This is a genomic window from Allobosea sp. FG18 (genome assembly GCF_057809495.1).
Genome location: NZ_JBMDKB010000004.1, coordinates 119,100 through 135,186, shown reverse-complemented (window position 1 = coordinate 135,186; position 16,087 = coordinate 119,100). Strand labels below are relative to the sequence as shown.

17 protein-coding genes are annotated in these 16,087 nt (G+C 65.9%); 16 read left to right on the top strand and 1 reads right to left on the bottom strand.

The features are described from left to right. Window positions 1-18: 18 nt before the first annotated feature. From nuoI to queA, 15 genes are all read left to right on the top strand, one after another. On the top strand, window positions 19-507 hold the full coding sequence (nuoI, locus tag ACODTJ_RS06460; protein ID WP_038367698.1) for an NADH-quinone oxidoreductase subunit NuoI: 489 nt from the start codon (window positions 19-21) through the stop codon (window positions 505-507). 276 nt (window positions 508-783) lie between these two features. Further along, the gene (locus ACODTJ_RS06455) at window positions 784-1,407 is read left to right on the top strand and encodes an NADH-quinone oxidoreductase subunit J (RefSeq protein WP_454657150.1); all 624 of its coding nucleotides are present in this window, start codon (window positions 784-786) and stop codon (window positions 1,405-1,407) included. Next, window positions 1,407-1,715: an NADH-quinone oxidoreductase subunit NuoK gene (gene nuoK, locus ACODTJ_RS06450; protein WP_336812933.1), complete on the top strand. Its 309-nt coding sequence runs from the start codon at window positions 1,407-1,409 to the stop codon at window positions 1,713-1,715. The genes ACODTJ_RS06455 and nuoK overlap by 1 nt, the downstream gene beginning before the upstream one ends. A 29-nt stretch (window positions 1,716-1,744) precedes the next feature. After that, window positions 1,745-3,748 carry an NADH-quinone oxidoreductase subunit L gene (nuoL, locus tag ACODTJ_RS06445; protein WP_454657149.1) on the top strand — a complete coding sequence of 668 codons (2,004 nt, stop codon included), beginning with the start codon at window positions 1,745-1,747 and terminating at the stop codon, window positions 3,746-3,748. A gap of 1 nt (window position 3,749) precedes the next feature. Beyond that, window positions 3,750-5,270: an NADH-quinone oxidoreductase subunit M gene (locus ACODTJ_RS06440; protein ID WP_454657148.1), complete on the top strand. Its 1,521-nt coding sequence runs from the start codon at window positions 3,750-3,752 to the stop codon at window positions 5,268-5,270. Between the two features lie 9 nt (window positions 5,271-5,279). Continuing rightward, window positions 5,280-6,707, top strand: a complete 1,428-nt coding sequence (nuoN, locus tag ACODTJ_RS06435; RefSeq protein WP_454657147.1) for an NADH-quinone oxidoreductase subunit NuoN — start codon at window positions 5,280-5,282, stop codon at window positions 6,705-6,707. A 117-nt stretch (window positions 6,708-6,824) separates the two neighbouring features. Further along, window positions 6,825-7,583, top strand: coding sequence for a biotin--[acetyl-CoA-carboxylase] ligase (locus ACODTJ_RS06430; protein ID WP_454657146.1), 759 nt, complete (start codon window positions 6,825-6,827; stop codon window positions 7,581-7,583). A 110-nt stretch (window positions 7,584-7,693) separates the two neighbouring features. After that, window positions 7,694-9,364, top strand: a complete 1,671-nt coding sequence (locus ACODTJ_RS06425; protein ID WP_454657145.1) for a ribonuclease J — start codon at window positions 7,694-7,696, stop codon at window positions 9,362-9,364. A gap of 169 nt (window positions 9,365-9,533) precedes the next feature. Then, window positions 9,534-9,938 carry a methylmalonyl-CoA epimerase gene (mce, locus tag ACODTJ_RS06420; protein WP_454657144.1) on the top strand — a complete coding sequence of 135 codons (405 nt, stop codon included), beginning with the start codon at window positions 9,534-9,536 and terminating at the stop codon, window positions 9,936-9,938. Window positions 9,939-9,943: 5 nt separating this feature from the next. Further along, a complete protein-coding gene (locus tag ACODTJ_RS06415) occupies window positions 9,944-10,336 on the top strand; it encodes a RidA family protein (RefSeq protein WP_454657143.1) in 393 nt (130 codons plus the stop codon). Continuing rightward, complete coding sequence (locus tag ACODTJ_RS06410; RefSeq protein WP_454657142.1) at window positions 10,333-10,563, top strand: DUF1467 family protein; 231 nt, start codon at window positions 10,333-10,335, stop codon at window positions 10,561-10,563. Before ACODTJ_RS06415 ends, ACODTJ_RS06410 begins: the two co-directional genes overlap by 4 nt. A 387-nt stretch (window positions 10,564-10,950) precedes the next feature. After that, window positions 10,951-11,502, top strand: a complete 552-nt coding sequence (locus tag ACODTJ_RS06405) for a peptidylprolyl isomerase (RefSeq protein WP_454657141.1) — start codon at window positions 10,951-10,953, stop codon at window positions 11,500-11,502. A 42-nt stretch (window positions 11,503-11,544) separates the two neighbouring features. After that, on the top strand, window positions 11,545-12,189 hold the full coding sequence (locus tag ACODTJ_RS06400; RefSeq protein ID WP_488847904.1) for a hypothetical protein: 645 nt from the start codon (window positions 11,545-11,547) through the stop codon (window positions 12,187-12,189). Beyond that, the gene (locus tag ACODTJ_RS06395) at window positions 12,189-12,659 is read left to right on the top strand and encodes a peptidylprolyl isomerase (protein WP_454657139.1); all 471 of its coding nucleotides are present in this window, start codon (window positions 12,189-12,191) and stop codon (window positions 12,657-12,659) included. Before ACODTJ_RS06400 ends, ACODTJ_RS06395 begins: the two co-directional genes overlap by 1 nt. Before the next feature lie 219 nt (window positions 12,660-12,878). Continuing rightward, on the top strand, window positions 12,879-13,964 hold the full coding sequence (gene queA, locus ACODTJ_RS06390; protein WP_454657138.1) for a tRNA preQ1(34) S-adenosylmethionine ribosyltransferase-isomerase QueA: 1,086 nt from the start codon (window positions 12,879-12,881) through the stop codon (window positions 13,962-13,964). A gap of 172 nt (window positions 13,965-14,136) precedes the next feature. Here queA and ACODTJ_RS06385 read toward each other — a convergent pair whose 3' ends face one another. Then, on the bottom strand, window positions 14,137-15,171 hold the full coding sequence (locus ACODTJ_RS06385; protein ID WP_454657137.1) for a purine-nucleoside phosphorylase: 1,035 nt from the start codon (window positions 15,169-15,171) through the stop codon (window positions 14,137-14,139). A 179-nt stretch (window positions 15,172-15,350) separates the two neighbouring features. Here ACODTJ_RS06385 and ACODTJ_RS06380 point away from each other — a divergent pair, with 179 nt between their 5' ends. Continuing rightward, window positions 15,351-16,013 carry a tetratricopeptide repeat protein gene (locus ACODTJ_RS06380; RefSeq protein ID WP_454657136.1) on the top strand — a complete coding sequence of 221 codons (663 nt, stop codon included), beginning with the start codon at window positions 15,351-15,353 and terminating at the stop codon, window positions 16,011-16,013. Window positions 16,014-16,087: the final 74 nt, after the last annotated feature.

Below are 16,087 nucleotides of genomic sequence, written 5' to 3'. Positions count from 1 at the left end.
ATGTAAAGGACGAAGGCGATGTCACTCGCGCAAGCCGCAAGGGGCCTGCTGCTGAAGGAGTTCGTCGGGGCTATCGGCCTGTCGATGCGCTATTTCTTCAAGCCGAAGGCGACGCTGAACTACCCGTTCGAGAAGGGCCAGCTCTCGCCGCGCTTCCGTGGCGAGCATGCCTTGCGCCGCTATCCGAACGGCGAGGAGCGTTGCATCGCCTGCAAGCTCTGCGAGGCGATCTGCCCGGCGCAGGCCATCACCATCGAGGCCGGCCCGCGCCGCAACGACGGCACGCGCCGCACCACCCGTTACGACATCGACATGACCAAGTGCATCTACTGCGGCTTCTGCCAGGAAGCCTGCCCGGTCGATGCCATCGTCGAGGGGCCGAATTTCGAGTTCGCGACCGAGACCCGCGAGGAGCTGTTCTACGACAAGGACAAGCTGCTCGCGAACGGCGCGCGCTGGGAACGCGAGATCGCGCGCAACATCGCGATGGACGCGCCCTATCGGTAGTTGATTGACCTCTCCGGCGTCATCCCGGACAAGCCGCGAAGCGGCGCCGATCTGGGACCCATCGGAGGGAACCGCGCTTTACGATGAATCCCGGATCGGCGCTTCGCTTGTCCGGGATGACGTTGCAGGGTGCAATTGAGTTCACAGACCCGCCGTGCGGTTGTCCCGCCCGGCGGGCCTGATTATAGACGCTCCAAATTGCTCGGGGTCCTTTGAGTCCCGGAGCACGAACCAAACGAGGACCGCGCCGAAAAGGGGCGGGAAGGGCTGACCGAGATGAATGCCGCAGCGGCTTTCTTCTATCTCTTCGCAGGCATCACCGTGGCATCCGCCTTCATGGTGGTGACCTCGCGCAATCCCGTGCACTCGGTGCTCTACCTCATCCTGGCCTTCGTCAATGCGGCCGGGCTGTTCATGCTGCTCGGTGCCGAGTTCCTCGCGATGCTGCTGGTCGTCGTCTATGTCGGCGCGGTCGCGGTGCTGTTCCTCTTCGTGGTGATGATGCTCGACGTCGATTTCGCCGAGTTCCGCCAGGGCTTCCTGAACTACCTGCCGATCGGCGCGCTGATCGGCTTCATCTTCGCCGTCGAGCTCCTGCTGGTCGTCGGCGCCTGGGTCATCGATCCGCAGATCGTCAAGGCGCCGGTCGCCGCGATCCCGGCGGGCATCTCGAACACCGAGGCGCTCGGCCGCGTGCTCTACACCCAGTATGTCTACTACTTCCAGGCGGCCGGCCTCGTGCTGCTCGTCGCCATGATCGGCGCGATCGTGCTGACGCTGCGCGAGCGGCCCGGCATCAAGCGCCAGCATGTCCCGACCCAGAACGCCCGCACCAAGGACGCGGCGATGGCGGTCAAGCAGGTGCCTTCGCGCGCCGGCGTTCCCGAGGAGATGGCGTGATGACGATCGGACTGGGCCATTATCTCGCGGTCAGTGCCATCCTGTTCACGCTCGGCGTGCTCGGCATCTTCGTCAACCGCAAGAACATCATCGTTATCCTGATGTCGGTCGAGCTCATCCTGCTCTCGGTCAACCTGAACTTCGTCGCCTTCTCGAGCTTCCTGAACGACATCGTCGGCCAGGTCTTCGCGCTGCTCGTGCTCACGGTGGCGGCGGCTGAGGCCGCGATCGGCCTCGCCATTCTCGTCGTCTACTTCCGCAACCGCGGCACGATCGCGGTGGAAGACATCAACATGATGAAAGGCTGAGCGCGCCCTCGCGCCTGGACCTCACTGCCATGTATCACGCGATCGTCTTCCTCCCTCTCATCGGCTTCCTGATCGCCGGCCTGTTCGGCCGGCTGATCGGCGCACGCGGCTCCGAGATCGTCACGACCTCGCTGCTGATCGTCTCCGCCCTCCTGTCCTGGGTCGCTTTCATCCAGGTCGGCTTCGGCTCCGGCACGACCCGCGTGCAGGTCGCGAGCTGGATCTCGTCGGGACAGCTGCAGGTCGATTGGGCCTTCCGCGTCGATACGTTGACCGCGGTGATGCTGGTCGTGGTCAACACGGTCTCCAGCCTCGTGCACCTCTATTCGATCGGCTACATGCACGAGGACCCGCACCGTCCGCGCTTCTTCGCCTATCTCTCGCTCTTCACCTTCGCGATGCTGATGCTGGTGACGTCGGACAACCTCGTCCAGATGTTCTTCGGCTGGGAAGGCGTCGGTCTCGCCTCCTATCTCCTCATCGGCTTCTGGTATCAGAAACCCTCGGCCAATGCGGCCGCGATGAAGGCCTTCATCGTCAACCGCGTCGGCGATTTCGGCTTCTCGCTCGGCATCTTCCTCGTTTTCGTGCTGTTCGGCTCTGTCGGCTTCGACGCGATCTTCCCGCGCGCCGGCGAACTGGTGAACCAGAGCTTCCGCTTCCTCGGCTATGACTGGAACGCCCTGACCCTGACCTGCCTGCTGCTCTTCATGGGCGCCATGGGCAAGTCCGCGCAGTTCCTGCTGCACACCTGGCTGCCGGACGCGATGGAAGGCCCGACCCCGGTTTCGGCCCTCATCCATGCCGCTACCATGGTCACCGCCGGCGTCTTCATGTTGGCGCGCCTGTCCCCGGTCTTCGAATACGCACCGGTCGCGCTCACGGTCGTCGTCGTCATCGGCGCCACCACCGCCTTCTTCGCGGCGACGGTCGGCCTCGTGCAGAACGACATCAAGCGCGTCATCGCCTATTCGACCTGCTCGCAGCTCGGCTACATGTTCGTCGCGCTCGGCGTCGGCAATTACGGCGCCGGCATCTTCCACCTCTTCACCCACGCCTTCTTCAAGGCGCTGCTCTTCCTGGGCGCCGGCTCGGTCATCCATGCGATGCATCACGAGCAGGACATGCGCCACATGGGTGGCCTCCGGAAGCACATCCCGCTGACCGCGCTCGCCATGACGATCGGCACGCTGGCGCTGACCGGCTTCCCGTTCCTCGCCGGCTATTTCTCGAAGGATGCGATCATCGAGAGCGCCTATGCCGCCCATAGCGCCGCTGCGACGAGCTATGCCTTCCCGCTGCTGGTCATCGCGGCCTGCATGACCTCGTTCTACTCCTGGCGGCTCTACTTCATGACCTTCGAGGGCAAGCCGCGCTGGGGGCATGGGCACGACTCGCATGGTCACGGCCATGACGACCACGCGCACGCCGCGCATGGCCATGACGATCACGGCCATGGTCACGACCACACGCCGCATGAGAGCCCGTGGGTGATGCTGATCCCGCTCGCCGTGCTCTCGGTCGGCGCGGTCGCTGCCGGCTTCGTCTTCAAGGAAGCCTTCATCGGCCACGACTTCGAGACGTTCTGGAAGTCGGCCCTGTTCATGGGCAAGGACAACCACATCCTGCACGCCATGCACGAAGTGCCGAAATGGGTCGTCTGGTCGCCCTTCGTGGCGATGGTGATCGGCTTCGTGCTCGCCTACTACATGTATGTCCGCCGCCCGGACGTGCCCGGCAAGCTGGCCGCCGCCAACCCGGCGCTCTACCAGTTCCTGCTCAACAAGTGGTATTTCGACGAGCTCTACGACTTCCTGTTCGTGCGTCCGTCGAAATGGCTCGGCCGCTTCCTCTGGAAGAAGGGCGACGGTCTGGTCATTGACGGCTTCGGCCCGGACGGCGTCTCGGCCCGCGTGGTCGACGTCACCAACCGGGTGGTCCGGCTGCAGACCGGCTATCTCTATCACTATGCCTTCGCCATGCTGATCGGCGTCGCTGGGCTCGTGACCTGGTATCTCGTGGCTCGCGGGTGAGATGATGTCCTTCTTCGGCTTCGGTATCCTCACCGGTCTTCTCGTCCTGCCGCTGGTCGGCGCGGTCCTGATTCTCGTCCAGCGCGGCGATCAGGCGGCGGTCGATTCAAATGCGCGCTGGATCGCGCTGTTCACGACCGGCCTGACCTTCCTGCTTGCCTGCGTCGCCTGGAACCGCTTCGACATCGCCAATCCCGGCTTCCAGATGGTCGAGACCCACGCCTGGGTTTCGGACGCCATCAAGTTCAAGCTCGGCGTCGACGGCTTCTCTTTCCCCTTCATCGTGCTGACGGCCTTCCTGATGCCGTTCTGCATCGTCGCCTCCTGGACTTCGGTCGAGAAGCGGGTGCGCGAATACATGATCGCGTTCCTGGTGCTGGAAGCGCTGATGATCGGCGTCTTCGCGGCGCTCGACCTCGTGCTGTTCTACCTGTTCTTCGAGGCAGGCCTGATCCCGATGTTCCTGATCATCGGCATCTGGGGCGGCAAGCGGCGCGTCTATGCGTCCTACAAGTTCTTCCTCTACACGCTGCTCGGCTCGGTCCTGATGCTGCTCGCCGTGATGGCGATGTACTGGAACGCCGGCACGACCGACATCCCGACGCTGCTGGCGCATAAGTTCCCGTCGCAGATGCAGACTTGGCTGTGGCTCGCCTTCTTCGCCTCCTTCGCGGTGAAGATGCCGATGTGGCCGGTCCATACCTGGCTGCCCGACGCGCACGTCGAGGCGCCGACAGCCGGCTCCGTCGTGCTGGCCGCGATCCTGCTGAAGATGGGCGGTTACGGCTTCATCCGCTTCTCGATCCCGATGTTCCCGGAAGCCTCGGCGCTGTTCGCCCCGCTGGTCTTCGCCCTCTCGGTCGTCGCCATCGTCTACACCTCGCTGGTGGCGCTGATGCAGGAGGACATGAAGAAGCTGATCGCCTATTCGTCGGTGGCTCATATGGGTTTCGTCACGATGGGGCTGTTCACCCTGACGCCGCAGGGCATTCAGGGCGCGATGTTCCAGATGGTCAGCCACGGGCTGGTCTCCGGCGCGCTCTTCCTCTGCGTCGGCGTGATCTACGATCGCATGCATACCCGCGAGATCGCGGCCTATGGCGGCCTGGTGAACCGGATGCCGGCCTATGCCGTCGTCTTCATGGTCTTCACCATGGCCAATGTCGGCCTGCCCGGCACGGCCGGCTTCGTCGGCGAGTTCCTGACGCTGCTCGGCGCTTTCCGCGCCAATCCCTGGGTGGCGTTCTTCGCGACCTCAGGCGTCATCCTCTCGGCTGCCTATGCGCTCTGGCTCTATCGCCGCGTCGTCTTCGGCGAACTGGTGAAGCCTGAGCTGAAGGACATCAAGGACCTGAGCGCGCGCGAATACGTGACGCTGGTCCCGCTCGTCCTGCTGACGATCTGGTACGGCATCCAGCCGCACACGATCCTCGACGCCTTCGCGGCGCCGACCGAAGCGCTCATCAAGAACTATCAGGCAGCCCTCGCCGTTGCGAAGACGGCGCTGGCAGCCGCGCAGTAAGGTCTCGTCATGGCTCTGCCCGCTCTCGGCCCGGCCCTGCCGGAAATCATCCTCGCCCTCGGCGCCATCGCGATGGTGCTGGTCGGCGCGATCCAGGGGGAGCGCTCGACGCGCCTGCTCGAAGGGCTGGCGCTGGCATTGCTCGCGGTCGCGCTGGTCATGGTCGTGTCCGGCACGGGCAAGATGCTGACCTTCAACGATGGCTTCATCGTCGACGGCTTCGCTCGCTTCATGAAGGTGCTGACCTTGCTCGGCGCGGGCGCCTCCATCCTGCTCTCGGCCGATACGCTACGGCGCCAGGGCACGATGCGTTTCGAGTTCCCGATCCTCGTCGTGCTCGCGACGATCGGCATGATGATGATGATCTCGGCCAACGATCTCATCAGCCTCTATGTCGGCCTCGAGTTGCAGTCGCTGGCGCTCTATGTCGTCGCAGCCTTCGACCGCGACAACGCCAAGTCGACCGAGGCCGGCCTGAAGTACTTCGTGCTCGGCGCGCTCTCGTCGGGCATGCTGCTCTATGGCGGCTCGCTGGTCTATGGTTTCACCGGCACCGTCACCTTCCCGGGCATCGCGGCCGCGACGGCCGGCGGCCATGCCGGCATCGGCCTGATTTTCGGCATCGTCTTCATCGCGGCGGGCGTCGCCTTCAAGATCTCGGCGGTGCCGTTCCACATGTGGACGCCGGACGTCTACGAGGGCGCGCCGACCCCGGTCGCCGCCTTCTTCGCCTCGGCGCCGAAGATGGCCGCCATGGCGATGGTGATCCGCGTCTTCATCGGCGCCTTCCCCGGCGCGATTCATGACTGGCGCCAGATCATCGTCTTCATCTCGATCGCCTCGATGGGCCTCGGCGCCTTCGCAGCGATCGGCCAGCGCAACATCAAGCGCCTGCTCGCCTACTCCTCGATCGCCAATATGGGTTATGCGCTGGTCGGCCTCGCGGCCGGCACGGCCGAGGGCGTGCAGGGCGTGATGACCTACATGGCGATCTATCTCGCCACGACGCTCGCCGCCTTTGCCTGCGTGCTGATGATGCGCCGCGACGGCAAGCTGGTCGAGGACATTTCGGAACTCGCCGGCCTGTCCCGCACCAACGGCTGGATGGCCTTCGCGATGGCGATGATGATGTTCTCGCTCGCCGGCATCCCGCCGCTCGCCGGCTTCTGGGCGAAGTGGTACGTCTTCCTCGCCGCGATCAACGCCAAGCTCTACGTGCTCGCCGTGATCGGCGTGCTGACCAGCGTCGTCGGCGCCTATTACTACCTGCGCCTCGTCAAGGTGATGTATTTCGACGAGCCGAAGCCGGCTTTCGAGAAGTCGGATCTCGGCGTGCGCACCGTGCTGCTGGTCTCGGCGCTCTTCGTGCTGGTGCTCTCGCTGGTTCCGGCGCCGCTGTTCGACACGGCGGCCGCTGCGGCGAAGTCGCTGTTTTGATGCTTCCCCGTCATGGTCGGGCTTGTCCCGACCATCCACGTCTTCTCTGGTCGAAGGCTGTGTTCAAGACGTGGATGCTCGCCACAAGGGCGAGCATGACGACGTGGGCCGATTTCCATGCTCGGTGAGGCGGCCCGCGCCGCGGGCTATCGGTTGATCGTCCGCGACGAGGTCGGCTCCACCATGGAGGAGGCCCGTCGCGCGCTCGATCAGGGCGAGCCGGGCAAACTCTGGATCGTCGCCCGCAGCCAGAACGCCGGCCGCGGCCGGCATGGCCGGCAATGGGGCTCGCCGCCCGGCAATCTCTACGCCAGCTTGCTCCTGACCGACCCGTGTGAGCCGGCCTTGGCGCCGCAGCTCGGCTTCGTCGTGGGCCTCGCCCTGCACGATGCCGCGGCGAAACTGCTCGGCCCGGCCGCCTCCGGCCTCCGGCTGAAATGGCCGAACGACCTCTTGCTCGATCGGGCCAAGACCTCCGGCCTGCTGCTGGAGGGCGAGAGCCGGGCAGGGCGCTTCAATGTCATCGTCGGCTGCGGCGTCAATATCGCCTCCTGCCCCACGGACACGCCGTACCCTGCGACCTTTCTCAAGGCCGTGGCGCCGCAGGCCAATGTCGAAGCCATGCTGACGGGCCTCAGCGACGCCTTCGCCCAGCGCTTCGCCATCTGGTCGCAACCCGGCGGCTTTGGGCCGACCCGCGCCGCCTGGCTGGAGCGCGCCGCCTTCCTCGGCGAGACCATCACCATCCGCCTGCCCGAGGGGCCGCTCAGCGGCGTCTTCATCGGTCTTGACCCGACCGGGCGCCTCGAACTCGAAACAGAATCCGGCCGCCGCGTGATCGATGCGGGCGACCTCTTCTTCGGACCTCCGGGCTGACCGAGCCTATTGCCCGGCCTCCGTCGATCTGGAGGCCATCTCGCTGGCGTGCTAGGGCTCGTTGCCATCACGCGGCATAGATCAAGCCATTGCCAGAATCAGGATTGCCAGTGACCCGCTCCTCCGACCAGCTCGTCTTCGTTCCCCTCGGCGGCCTCGGCGAGATCGGCATGAACGCCGCTCTCTATGGCTTCGGGCCCGAGGGCCGACGAAAGTGGATTCTGGTCGATTGCGGCCTGTCATTCGCCGGGCCGGAGGCGCCGGGCGTCGATATCGTCCTGCCCGATCTGCGCTACATCATCGAGGAACGGGCGAACCTTCTCGGCATCATCATCACCCACGCCCATGAGGATCATATCGGTGCGCTCGCCGCGCTCTGGCCCTCATTGCGCGCTCCGGTCTACTGCACGCGCTTCGCCGCCGGCCTGCTCGCGACGCGCCGCCTTTCCGAGCCAGGCGCGCCGAGTGTCGACATCAATGTCGTGCCGCAGGGCGGGGCGATCACGCTGGGGCCCTTCGATATCGAGTTCGTGCCCGTGGCGCATTCGATTCCGGAATCGAACGCGCTCGCCATCCGCACGCCGGCCGGCCTCGTCGTCCATACCGGCGACTGGAAGATCGATCCGACGCCGCAGGTCGGCCTGCCGACCGACGAGAAGCGCCTGCGCGAGCTTGGCGAGGAGGGCGTTCTGGCGCTGGTCTGCGACTCGACCAATGTCATGCGCGACGGCATCAGCCCGAGCGAGGCCGATGTCGCGGCCAAGCTGAAGGAGCTGATCCACTCGGCGCCGGGCCGCGTCGCGGTCACCACCTTCGCGTCGAACGTGGCACGCTTGCGCGCCGTCGCCGAGGCGGCGATGGCCGATCAGCGCGAGGTCGTGGTCGTCGGCCGCGCCATGGACCGCGTCATCGATGTCGCCCGCGAATGCGGCTATCTCGACGGCATCCCCGGCTTCCGCGCGGTCGATGCCTATGGCTATCTGCCGCGCGACAAGGTCGTGGCGCTGGTCACCGGCAGCCAAGGCGAGCCGCGCGCCGCGCTCTCGCGCATCGCCTCGGACGACCATCCCGAGATCGCGCTCTCGCCCGGCGACCGCGTGATCTTTTCGTCGCGCACCATCCCCGGCAACGAGAAGTCGGTCGGCAACATCCTGAACGCGCTCGCCCGCGACAAGATCGAGATCATCACGGACCGGACCCATCTGGTCCATGTCTCCGGTCACCCCCGCCGCGAGGAGATGGCCCGGCTCTATGGTTGGCTGAAGCCGCAGATCGCGATCCCCGCTCATGGCGAGGACCTGCATCTGGCCGAGCACGAAACCTTCGCCCGCAGCCTCGGCGTGAAGCATGTTCTGCGCGCCGGCAATGGCGACGTCGTCGCGATCTCGGGAGAGGGCGCCCGCAAGGTCGATGAGGTCCGGCATGGCCGGCTCTATCAGGACGGTGCCGTGCTGGTGAACGCTCTTGAGAAGACCATTCAGGAGCGCCGCCGCCTGTCCTTCGCCGGCATCGTTTCGATCGCGGTCGCCGTCGACGACAAGGGCGGCATTGCCGGCGAGCCGGAGATCGCGGTGCTCGGCCTGCCGCCGCGCACGCTCGGCGGCATCGATTTCGACGAATATGTCGCCGATACGGTCGGTGACCTCCTCGACAATATCCCGAAGGCCCGCCGCCGTGATCCCGAGGCCCTGCGCAACGCGCTGGAGCGCGGCGTGCGCAGTGCGGTCAATGAGGAGTGGGGCAAGAAGCCGCTGGTGCATGCGCTGGTGATTGAGGTTTAGGGTACGGCCCGTATGAACTGTGCGCCGTCATCCCGGGCGTAGCGAAGCGAAGACCCGGGATCCATACCGGAACGGTTCAGGCATGGATCCCGGATCGGCGCCGCTATCGCGACTTGTCCGGGATGACGCCGTGTTTCTGAGTTGAATGGATGTGATCGGGAAGAGAGACATGATCGGACGCCTGAACCACGTCGCCATTGCGGTGAAGGACTTGGAAGCCTCGACGGCGCTCTATCGCGACACGCTCGGCGCGCGCGTCTCGCAGCCGCAGCCCGAGCCGGAGCACGGCGTCACCGTCGTCTTCGTCGAATTGCCCAACACCAAGATCGAATTGCTGGAGCCGCTCGGTACGGACTCGCCGATCGCCAAGTTCCTCGAGCGCAATGCCGATGGCGGCATCCACCATATCTGCTACGAGGTCGACGATATCCTCGCGGCACGCGACCGGCTCAAGGCGCAAGGTGCGCGCGTGCTCGGCTCGGGCGAGCCGCGCATCGGCGCCCATGGCAAGCCGGTGCTGTTCCTGCACCCCAAGGATTTCCTGGGCACGCTGGTTGAACTCGAACAGGCCTGACGACGATGACCGACATTGCTTTTCTCGGCCAGCCAGAAGCCGGCTCGCCGCGCCCCTTCAGCGCCGCGACCGTCGCGGGTGGTCTCGTTTTCGTCTCCGGGCACTCGGCGCCGCATGACCCGGCGCGCGGCATCCACCGTGGCCAGACCCCGGCCGAGGAGGTCCGCAACGCGCTCGGCCGTGTCGCCGAGATCCTGGCCGAGGCCGGGAGCTCCCTCGACCGCGTCGTGCAGATGACAATGCTGATCACCGACCCGGCCGACTACGTCGCCTGCAACGCCGAATACGTGAAGCACTTCCCGGGCGGCTTGCCGGCCCGCCATACCGCACGCTTCGGTGTACCGACCGAGGCGAAGGTCGCCTTCTCCTGCATCGCGCTCGCGGGGAAGGCGGCATGAACATCGTCGGCGGCCTCGCCCTCTATTTCGTGATCTGGTGGATCACGCTTTTCGCGGTGCTGCCCTTCGGCATCCGCAGCCAGCATGAGGCGGGCGATGTCGTGGCCGGCACCGAGCCCGGCGCGCCCGTGCTGCCGGGCTTGCTGAGGAAGGCCGTCATCACCTCGCTGATCGCGGCGGTGATCTTCGCCGGCGTCTGGTATGTCTGGGTGACCTACGACATCTGAAAATTGGCACGTCCGCTCAAGGTACCGCCCAAGAAAAAAGGCAAGGCCGATGCCTTGCCTTTGGTAGTCCGCTTTTACCGCTGCACCGGCACACGTCTCAAAGAGCGTGCGACTCGTTTTGCAAAGCGGGCGTTTGCTCCTCCCGAGACCTGGTCCGCAGCGCTTCGACTGGCAAAGCGCTCCCAGCGCCGGAAGGATTAGCCGATTGTGACGGCGCTGTCATCAGTTTAGGCAGCTTCAGCCTGGAATTTTTGCAAGATTAGTCTTCCTTGCACTTGTGCAGTGCAGCAAGGGCAGGCGGCTGATCGACGCGATGCCTTGTTCCGGCCAAAGGATAGGGCTATCGACCGGCATCCGCCGGGCTCGCCGGCGGCCATGGAGATTTTCATGCTGCGCAGCTCGCTCGCCGCCCTTGCCGTCGTCGCCTCGCTCGGTTTCGCCCAGGCTCAGACGCCGAAGCCCGATCCCGAGAACACCGTCATCCTCGAGACCAAGGACGGCCCGGTGACGATCCGCCTGCGGCCGGACCTCGCGCCGAAGCATGTCGCGCAGATCAAGACGCTGGTGAAGCGCGGCTTCTATGACGGCATCGTCTTCCACCGCGTCATCGACGGCTTCATGGCCCAGACCGGCGATCCGACCGGCACCGGCACCGGCAAGTCCGACCTGCCGAACCTGCCCGCCGAATTTACGCCCACGCCCTACAAGGTCGGCTCGCTCGGCATGGCCCGTTCGCAGTCGCCGGATTCGGCGAATTCGCAGTTCTTCATCTGCTACGAGGGCTGCGGCTCGCTGACCGGCCAGTACACGCTCTTCGGCGAAGTGGTTTCCGGCATGGACGCCGTCCGCAAGATCAAGAAGGGCGCCAGCGCCAATAATGGCCAGGTCAGCGGCCCCGACAAGATCGTCCGCATGCGCATGCAGGCCGACGCCAAGTAAACCAGGATAGAGCGGACAGGGCGAGCTGGGGAGGGTGCGGCGATGGTTCGGACGGCCCTGATCGGGATCGCCCTGGCGCTCGGTGTCGGCGGAGCGCTCGCGCAGGACACGCGCGATCTCGGCCTGCCGCCGCCCTCCGGCTCGCAGAATCCGGTTCTGCCCCCGCCTTCGGGCTCGCAGAACCCGATCCTGCCGCCGCAGAGCGGCCAGCGCTACAATCCCGGTGTCGGCGGGCCGTTCAGCGGCGACGACATCCCCGGCCTCGACCAGCGCCGGCTCGGCACCCCGCGCGTGCTGCGCGGTGGCGGCGAGATCGGCCTGATCGGTTCGGTCACGCCTGACAATCCGCCAGAGAGCATTGAAACCGTCGATCGGCTCGACGAGATCGCCCCGGCGATCCGCCGCTGCTGGGACCCGCCGCCGCTTCCAGGCGATCTGACGGGCGCGATGGTTTCGCTCCGCTTCAGCCTCCGGCGCGACGGCAGTCTCTTCGGCCAGCCGCGCGTCACCTGGGAGACGAAGCGCGGCGATGCCGAATTCCAGCGGCGCTTCAGCGATTCTGCGGTTGCCGCGATCCGCTCCTGCACGCCGATGAGGTTGTCGGCGGGCCTCGGAGCGAGTATCGCGGGGCGACCCTTCACCATCCGCTTCCACGGCCGCACGCGGCTCAATGAAAGGCAAACCTGATGTCCCTCGATCCCGAGAACACCCTCGTCATGGAAACCACCAAGGGCAAGGTGGTGATCAAGCTGCGTCCCGATCTCGCGCCCGGCCATGTCGAGCGCATCAAGCTGCTCGCCCGCGAGGGCTTCTATGACGGCATCGTCTTCCACCGCGTCATCGACGGCTTCATGGCCCAGGTCGGCTGCCCGCACGGCACCGGCACCGGCGGTTCGAGCTATCCGGACCTGAAGCAGGAGTTCAACGCCGAGCCGCATGTCCGCGGCATCTGCTCGATGGCCCGCGCCCAGAACCCGAACTCGGCCAACAGCCAGTTCTTCATCGTGTTCGACGATGCCCGCTTCCTCGACAAGCAGTACACCGTCTGGGGCCAGGTCGTCGAAGGCATGGAGAATGTCGACACCATCAAGCGCGGCGAGCCGGTGCGTGATCCCGATTCGATCGTTTCGATGAAGGTGATGGCCGACGCGGCCTGAGGACTAAGGTCTTCCCACCGTCATGCTCGGGCTTGACCCGAGCATCTCCTGCCAGAGATTCTCGAGGTTCCGCCCGAGAATAACGTGCGTCATCCCGGGCTTGACCCGGGATCCATGCCAGAGCGTCTCCCGACGAGGTTCAGGCATGGATCCCGGCTCTTCGCTTCGCTCCGGCCGGGATGACCGCGCGGGGATAGGGCCAAGAACGAGTTCTGCCGGATGAACGTCGATCTCTTCGATTTCGACCTGCCCGAGGAGCGTATCGCGCTGCGGCCGGCAAGCCCACGCGATGCAGCGCGATTGCTCGTGGTGCGCCCTAACGCACCGCAGCCGCTGGAGGATCGTGGCATCCGCGATCTCCTCTCGCTGCTTCAGCCCGGCGATGCGCTCGTCCTCAACGACACCCGCGTCATCCCATCCCGGCTGCGCGGGCGGCGTTATCGCGGTGAGGATTCGGCCCGGGTCGAGATCATGCTGCACAAGCGCGAGAGCGAGGATCGCTGGCTCGCCTTCGCCCGGCCGGCCAAGAAGCTCGCTGTCGGCGAGCGCGTGGTCTTCGATTCGGAGGCTGCCAGCAATGCCTGCGAGCTCGGGCGCCTGCATGCCGAGGTCATCGCCAAGGGCGAGGGCGGTGAGGTCGAATTGCAGTTCAGCCTGACCGGCGCCTATCTCGATGAGGCGATCGAGCGGCTCGGCGAACTCCCGCTTCCGCCCTATATCGCCGGCAAGCGCCCCACCGACAGCGCCGATACCACCGATTACCAGACCAATTTCGCCCGGAAGGACGGCGCCGTGGCCGCGCCGACTGCGGGGCTGCATTTCACGCCGGAGCTGCTGGCGGCATTGGACGCACGCGGCGTCAGCCGGCATTTCGTCACGCTCCATGTCGGCGCCGGCACCTTCCTGCCGGTGAAGGCCGATGATACCGACGAGCACCGCATGCATGCCGAATGGGGCACGGTCTCGCCCGAGACGGCTGCGGCGCTGAACGCCGTGAAGGCGAAGGGCGGGCGCATCGTCTGCGTCGGCACGACCTCGCTGCGCCTGATCGAGAGCGCGGCGGCCGAGGACGGCACGATCCGGCCCTTCTCCGGCGACACTGCGATCTTTATCACGCCGGGTTATCGCTTCCGGGCGGTCGATCTCCTGATGACGAACTTCCATCTGCCGCGCTCGACGCTGTTCATGCTCGTCTCCGCCTTCTGCGGGCTCGACGTGATGAAACGCGCCTATGCCCATGCGATCGCAGCGAATTACCGCTTCTATTCCTACGGCGACGGCAGCCTGCTCTTCCGGGCAGGGTGATCGTAGAGCGAACCACCTCTGTCATTCCGGGGCGCGCCGCAGGCGCGAACCCGGAACCCACGACTGGGTGAGATGCTAGACAATCCGATCGGGCAAGGGCTCGCCCGGTCGTGGGTTCCGGGTTCTTCGCTTCGCGAAGCCCCGGAATGACAAAGGGCGTGGAAATCAGCCCTCACTTCATCGGCAGCGCCGGCACGCCCTTCTGCCAGACCGGCCAGTCCGCGACGATGTGGTCGACCACCCTCGAACCGACCGCCTCGATATTGGCGACGGTCTCGGCGAAGCCGCCGGCCGTCTGGCCAGGCGCCGGGTCGAGGTGCTGCAGCGTCGTCTCGTTCGGGTTGCCCTGGTCGAAATTGACCGCGCCACGCAGGCTCATGATTCGGTCGGTGCCGAATTGCCGCTTGATCACCAGCGTGATCGCGGCGGCCTCCATCTCGGTGATCACGTAATCGTCGGCGCCGTAGAGCTTGGCCATGTATTGCGCCTCCTTCGACAGGCCCGGCCCGTGGAAGAAGGTATCGCCGGTCATATGCGTGCCGACCTGGACGGAGGGAGCGGCTTGCGCCTGCTTGTCGGGATAGCGCATGCGGTACTGCTTCGCGGAATCCGAATCCTGCAGGTTCGCGCGCGAGCCGAGCCTCACCGCCCATTTCACCAGCACCGGGTTGAGCTGGAAGACGCGATAGGCCTCATAGCCCTTGCGCGGCATGAACACCGGCTCGCCCGGCTTGCCTTCCTCCGGCGCCCAGCGATGGCCGAGATCGTAGTCGACCAGCCAGCTCCCCCAGGAGACGTCGCCGATCGTGCCGCGCGAGGGCGGCGTGCCGGCGACGCCGCTGAGTACGAAATAGGCCTGCGAGAAGTCGTAGGCGGGGTCGAGCAGGATCGCCTGCATCGAGGATGATGAATTGACCTTGCCCATGCCGAGCACGGCGCCGCAGACGCCGTCGCCATTGCAATGGACCGGCCTCAGCGCGCCCTTGACCTCGTGCGGCTGGCTCGCCTTCCAGTAGCGCTCGTACCAGTGCTGGAACTCACCGGCGCGGTCTCCGGTATTCTCGCCGATCTCGAACATCGCGGCGATGAAGACCTTGACCTTGATCGGCTGGGTCTGTGCGGCGGCGGGCGTCGCCAGCGAGCCGCAGGCGAAGGCGGCGAGGGTGAGGGCGGCGAGGCCGGCCCGTCTGGTTGTCGTCTGGTTCATGGAATTCTCCACGGCCGAAAGCTGAAAGGGCCGTCCGGATCGGGCGCAGCAAGGGCCGGGCCGATTTTGCCACGGTCGGAGAGCCATCGTCCATCATGGCCTTGCCCCATGCGCTGAACCGGCTCGCATTCCCCGCCCGAAAATGCTACCGGGCTCCCAACAGGGATCAAGACAGTCAAATGGCCGATATTTTTCGCGAGATCGATGAGGAAGTCCGCCGCGACAAGGCAGCGGAACTCTGGAAGAAATATGGCTGGGTCGTCACCAGCCTCGCCGTGCTGGCGGTGCTGGCCGTCGCCGGCTGGCAGTACTGGCTGCATCGCGAGAATCAGGCGTCGCAGGCCGTCGGCGCACGCCTCGAAGCCGCGCTGAAATCCTCGCGCGATGGCGACGCCACCCAGGCCGAGACCATCCTGAAGGAATTGTCGACCACGGCGCCCGCCGGCTATCGCCTGATCGCCCGCTTCCGCCTCGCCGCGGAAACGGCCAAGCGCGATGCTGCTGCCGGCGCCGCCGCCTTCGATGCGCTCGCCGCCGACGCCTCGCTCGACCAGACCTCTCGCGATCTCGCCAAGCTGCGCGCCGGCATCCTGCGCGTCGATCTTTCTCCCTATGCGGAGGTCAAGACCGCGCTGGAACCGCTGGCTTCCGCGCAGGGCGTCTGGCGCCATACCGCCCGCGAATTCCTCGGAATCGCCGCGCTCAAGGCCAATCTCTTCGAGGATGCCGGGCGCTGGTTCGATGCCGCGATCACCGATCCGCAGGCGCCGGCGGCCCTGCGCCAGCGCGTCGAGCTTTATCTCGCTTTGGTCCGTGGCGGCCCCGTCACGGTGAAGAACTGAACCGGAGCCTTGCTCCAACGGCGCCGCCGCCCCGGTTTCCCACTTCGGTGGGCCGGGACGACGGCGAAAATGTG

Excerpts from the sequence above, each read along its gene's own strand:
- ACODTJ_RS06400 (WP_488847904.1), top strand. The coding sequence starts at position 11,545 with ATGGTTCGGACGGCCCTGATCGGGATCGCCCTGGCGCTCGGTGTCGGC.
- ACODTJ_RS06430 (WP_454657146.1), top strand. The coding sequence starts at position 6,825 with ATGCTCGGTGAGGCGGCCCGCGCCGCGGGCTATCGGTTGATCGTCCGC.
- ACODTJ_RS06395 (WP_454657139.1), top strand. The coding sequence starts at position 12,189 with ATGTCCCTCGATCCCGAGAACACCCTCGTCATGGAAACCACCAAGGGC.
- ACODTJ_RS06440 (WP_454657148.1), top strand. The coding sequence starts at position 3,750 with ATGATGTCCTTCTTCGGCTTCGGTATCCTCACCGGTCTTCTCGTCCTG.
- ACODTJ_RS06385 (WP_454657137.1), bottom strand. The coding sequence starts at position 15,171 with ATGAACCAGACGACAACCAGACGGGCCGGCCTCGCCGCCCTCACCCTC.
- nuoL (WP_454657149.1), top strand. The coding sequence starts at position 1,745 with ATGTATCACGCGATCGTCTTCCTCCCTCTCATCGGCTTCCTGATCGCC.
- ACODTJ_RS06405 (WP_454657141.1), top strand. The coding sequence starts at position 10,951 with ATGCTGCGCAGCTCGCTCGCCGCCCTTGCCGTCGTCGCCTCGCTCGGT.
- nuoK (WP_336812933.1), top strand. The coding sequence starts at position 1,407 with ATGACGATCGGACTGGGCCATTATCTCGCGGTCAGTGCCATCCTGTTC.
- nuoI (WP_038367698.1), top strand. The coding sequence starts at position 19 with ATGTCACTCGCGCAAGCCGCAAGGGGCCTGCTGCTGAAGGAGTTCGTC.
- ACODTJ_RS06380 (WP_454657136.1), top strand. The coding sequence starts at position 15,351 with ATGGCCGATATTTTTCGCGAGATCGATGAGGAAGTCCGCCGCGACAAG.
- queA (WP_454657138.1), top strand. The coding sequence starts at position 12,879 with ATGAACGTCGATCTCTTCGATTTCGACCTGCCCGAGGAGCGTATCGCG.
- ACODTJ_RS06410 (WP_454657142.1), top strand. The coding sequence starts at position 10,333 with ATGAACATCGTCGGCGGCCTCGCCCTCTATTTCGTGATCTGGTGGATC.
- nuoN (WP_454657147.1), top strand. The coding sequence starts at position 5,280 with ATGGCTCTGCCCGCTCTCGGCCCGGCCCTGCCGGAAATCATCCTCGCC.
- ACODTJ_RS06455 (WP_454657150.1), top strand. The coding sequence starts at position 784 with ATGAATGCCGCAGCGGCTTTCTTCTATCTCTTCGCAGGCATCACCGTG.
- ACODTJ_RS06415 (WP_454657143.1), top strand. The coding sequence starts at position 9,944 with ATGACCGACATTGCTTTTCTCGGCCAGCCAGAAGCCGGCTCGCCGCGC.
- mce (WP_454657144.1), top strand. The coding sequence starts at position 9,534 with ATGATCGGACGCCTGAACCACGTCGCCATTGCGGTGAAGGACTTGGAA.